The following is a 3807-nucleotide window of genomic DNA, read 5'->3' on the forward strand; positions in this document are numbered from 1 at the left end:
GGACATTTCCGGGCCATGAATAGGCGCGGATCAGATCCATCGCTTCGCCCGAAAACCGACGCAGCGCCATGCCATCACGCTCGACACGGGCAAGGAAATGCGCCGACAAAAGCGGGATGTCATCGACACGTTCGCGCAAGGCAGGCACCGACAAGGTCACGCCGCCCAAGCGATAGAACAGGTCTTGGCGAAAACGGCCCGCCTCCATCTTTTCCATCAGATCGCGCTGCGAGGTCGCCATCACGCGGGGTGCTGCATCGCCGAACGCATCGAGCATGCGCACGATCTTGGCCTGCGCCTCCTCAGACAGATCGCTGACCTCATCGAAGAGGATCGAGCCGCCCCGCGCGCGCGCCAGAACCGCCGATGGGCCATCCATCCCTTCCAGATCCGCGCCCGAAGCGACCACGAAGGGCAGCGTGCGCCGATCCGAGAAATCATGGATCGCGCGCGCGATCAGCGATTTGCCCGTGCCGCTTTCGCCGGTGATCAAGACCGGCAGATCGGTGTTCATCACCCGTGCGACCAGCCGATAAAGGGCCTGCATCGCAGCGGTGCGCCCGACCAGCGGCAAATCCTCTTGCGCGGACAGTGTCGCGGGGCTTGGCCCGCCCTCCGTCATCCGGACAGGCTTGCTGCGCCGCTTGAGGTCGAGCGCACGCGCCGCGCGCTTCATCAGGTCGGGCAGGTCGAAGGGCTTGGGCAGGTAATCATAGGCGTCCTTCTCGGTCGCCTGGATCGCGGTCATGATCGTGTTCTGGGCCGAGATGATGATCACCGGCAGTCCGGGCCGCTTTTCGGTGATCTGCGGCAATGTCTCCAGCCCATTGCCGTCGGGCATCATCACATCCGAGATGACCAGGTCGCCCTTGCCCTCTTCGACCCAGCGCATCAGCGTCATCAGGCTGGAGGTTGCATGCACCTTGCACCCCGCCCGCGTCAGCGCCTGTGTCAGCACGGTGCGGATGGTGCGATCGTCATCGGCGACAAGTACTGTTCCGTCCATGGTTCAGATCTCTTTGCTTAACTGGGAGGTATGCGGCAGGTTTCGGGTCATTGGGCATCTTTCGGCGCGATGGGCAGCGAGACACGGAACACCGTGCGACCCGGCACGCTGTCGACGGCGATCCAGCCATCATGATCGGCGATGATCTTGCTGACCAAGGCCAGACCGAGGCCCGTGCCATTCTCGCGGCCCGAGACGAAGGGTTCGAAGAGATCCTCGGCGATATCGGGCGCGATGCCGGGGCCATCGTCGATTACCTCGATCTGCAAGGGCACGGCGGCGCCCGACCCGTCGCGGCGGCGCACCTTGAGGCTCAACTCATAGAATGTGCGCAGCCGGATCGTGCCACCCGCGCGCCCCGCCTCGGCGGCGTTCTTGATCAGGTTCAAGAAGACCTGCTGCAACTGGTCGGGATCAGCCCAAGTGGGCGGCAGCGAGGGGTCGTATTCATCCTCGATCCGCATATGGACGGCAAAACCGATCGCGGCCGATTTGCGCGCGCGGTCGAGAATATCGTGGATATTTACCGCGCGCCTGTCGGGGGGCCGGACATTGCCGAATTCCTCGACCTGACCAAGCAGCTTGAGGATACGCCGCGTCTCTTCGACGATCAGATCGGTCAATTCGCGATCCTCGCCCGATGCATTCATCGCAATCAGCTGCGCAGCCCCGGTGATGCCCGCCAGCGGGTTCTTGATCTCATGGGCCAGCATCTCGGCCATGCCGATGGCCGATTTCGCGGCCGTTTTCGACGACATGGCCCGGTCGAGCCGCCCGGCCAATTCGCGGTTCTCGAGCAGCACCAGAACATGATCGGGCTTGTCGGCCAAGGATGCGACCTGCACATCGCAGGATACGGGCTTGCGGCTGCCGGTGCCGACATCGACAGCGTTGACGAACAAGGGCGCGCTGGCCTCACGCACGCGGGCGAAGGCCTCTTCCAAGGGGGCGGCGACGAAAATCTTGTCCCAGACGGGATAACCCTCAAGCGCCTTTTTCGACGCGTTCAGAAAGAGTTCTGCGGCAGGGTTCACATCGAGAATGCGATTCTCCGCATCACAGATGACGGCCGGAATGGGCAGCGAAGCCCATAGGCTGGTCGTCACTTTCGTCATGCCGCCGCCCTTTCCGGCGCATGGGCCAACGCATCTGGCAAATGGGCCAGCACCGCCTCGGGGCTTTGCGCGGTCAAGATCGCCTGTCGCAGATCAGCGGGCGTCAGGGCGGCATCCATATACCATCCCAGATGCTTGCGCGCGACGCGCAGCCCAAGGTCACGCCCGTAAAAGCCCAAGATCGCCGTGTAATGCCCGCCGATCAGATCGCACAGCGCGGCCCCCTTGGGGATCACCGGGGCTGGCGTGCCGTAAAGGGCGGCGGCGATCTGGGCCAAGACCCAAGGCCGCCCCTGCGCGCCACGCCCCACCATCACGCCTTGCGCGCCCGATTGCACCAGCGCGCGGCGTGCGGTCGGCGCATCGACGATATCGCCATTGGCGATGACCGGGATATTGACCGCATCGCATACCGCGCGGATCGCGGCCCAATCGGCCTGACCCTTGTAGAACTGACAGCGCGTGCGCCCGTGGATGGTGATCATTTGCACACCTGCGCTTTCGGCACGCGCGGCGATCTGGGGCGCGTTCAGCATCGCATCATCCCAGCCCAGCCTTGTCTTGAGCGTGACCGGCACCGTGACCGCGCCCACCACCGCTTCGATCAAGCGCAGCGCATGGTCGGGATCGCGCATCAATGCCGAACCGGAATAGCCATTCGTCACCTTCTTGGCCGGACAGCCCATGTTGATGTCGATGATCGCTGCCCCTTGGCCTTCGGCGATGCGGGCGGCCTCGGCCATCCAATGTGCCTCGCGGCCCGCGATCTGCACGGCGGTGCGGCTGGCATCATAGCCCAGCTCGGCACGAGCGCGCACGGATGGCTTGGCCATCACCATCTCGGCGCTTGCCACCATCTCGGACACCACCAAGCCCGCCCCGAAGCGCGCCACGAGGTCGCGAAAGGGCCGATCCGTTATGCCCGCCATCGGCGCCAGCAAAACGGGCGGCACAAGCGGGACATTCGCCAATTGAAAAGTCACGTGCTCAATCCTTGTGCACTGAGCCTATGGGGTTAGGCGTATCCCTCTCGAAGTTCAAAAGAAACTCTTGTGACACCACGGAGGCTACGAAACCCGTCTCGGCTTATTGATTAAAAATTCACCACATAGATTAAAATTTAAGCGGTGATTGTGTACCGTTGTGCCGCCCGCGTCCAGCGCATATCACCCAAACATGGTAGATCGGCCCGCATATGCCCGCCCCAAGATCGCCGCGCTGATCGTCGCGGCGGGCAAGGGTGTGCGCGCCGGCGGCGACCTGCCCAAGCAATGGCGCCGCATCGCCGGCAAGACTATCGCCCAGCACACGGTCAATGCCTTCGACGCGCATCCCGCCATCGATATGATCATGCTGGTGGTCGCCCAGAACAGCGACCGCGCCGATTGGCCGGTGACCACGCAAAAGACGCTCAAGACTGCCACGGGCGGGGCCACCCGCGCGGCCTCGGTTCTTGCGGGGCTTGAAGCGCTGGAGGGGCAAGCCGATCTGGTCTTGATCCATGATGTGGCGCGTCCCGGCATTCCAGCTCATGTGATCGACGCGGTGATCGGGGCGCTGGCGCAGCATCAAGCGGCCGCCCCGGCACTTGCCGTCACCGATGCGCTGTGGCGCGGCGATGCGATGGTCACGGGCACGGTTGATCGGACGGGGCTTTGGCGGGCGCAAACACCGCAGGGGTTTCAC

4 protein-coding genes are annotated in these 3807 nt (G+C 63.9%); 1 reads left to right on the plus strand and 3 read right to left on the minus strand.

Annotated elements, in window-relative coordinates; genetic code table 11:
• From ACTG4J_RS14990 to dusB, 3 genes are all read right to left on the minus strand, one after another.
• A partial coding sequence (locus ACTG4J_RS14990) for a sigma-54-dependent transcriptional regulator (protein WP_439140539.1) occupies positions 1-1006 on the minus strand: 1006 nt, incomplete at its 3' end.
• Positions 1007-1053: 47 nt separating this feature from the next.
• On the minus strand, positions 1054-2121 hold the full coding sequence (locus ACTG4J_RS14995) for a two-component system sensor histidine kinase NtrB (protein ID WP_439140540.1): 1068 nt from the start codon (positions 2119-2121) through the stop codon (positions 1054-1056).
• Positions 2118-3050 (minus strand): tRNA dihydrouridine synthase DusB, encoded by a 933-nt coding sequence (gene dusB / locus ACTG4J_RS15000; RefSeq protein ID WP_439140542.1) that lies wholly within the window; start codon positions 3048-3050, stop codon positions 2118-2120. The genes ACTG4J_RS14995 and dusB overlap by 4 nt, the downstream gene beginning before the upstream one ends.
• A gap of 247 nt (positions 3051-3297) precedes the next feature.
• On the opposite strand from dusB, the gene ACTG4J_RS15005 reads away from it, so the two are divergent.
• A partial coding sequence (locus tag ACTG4J_RS15005; RefSeq protein ID WP_439140541.1) for an IspD/TarI family cytidylyltransferase occupies positions 3298-3807 on the plus strand: 510 nt, incomplete at its 3' end.

It is taken from the genome of Roseicyclus sp. (assembly GCF_965662675.1).
GTDB lineage: Bacteria > Pseudomonadota > Alphaproteobacteria > Rhodobacterales > Rhodobacteraceae > Roseicyclus.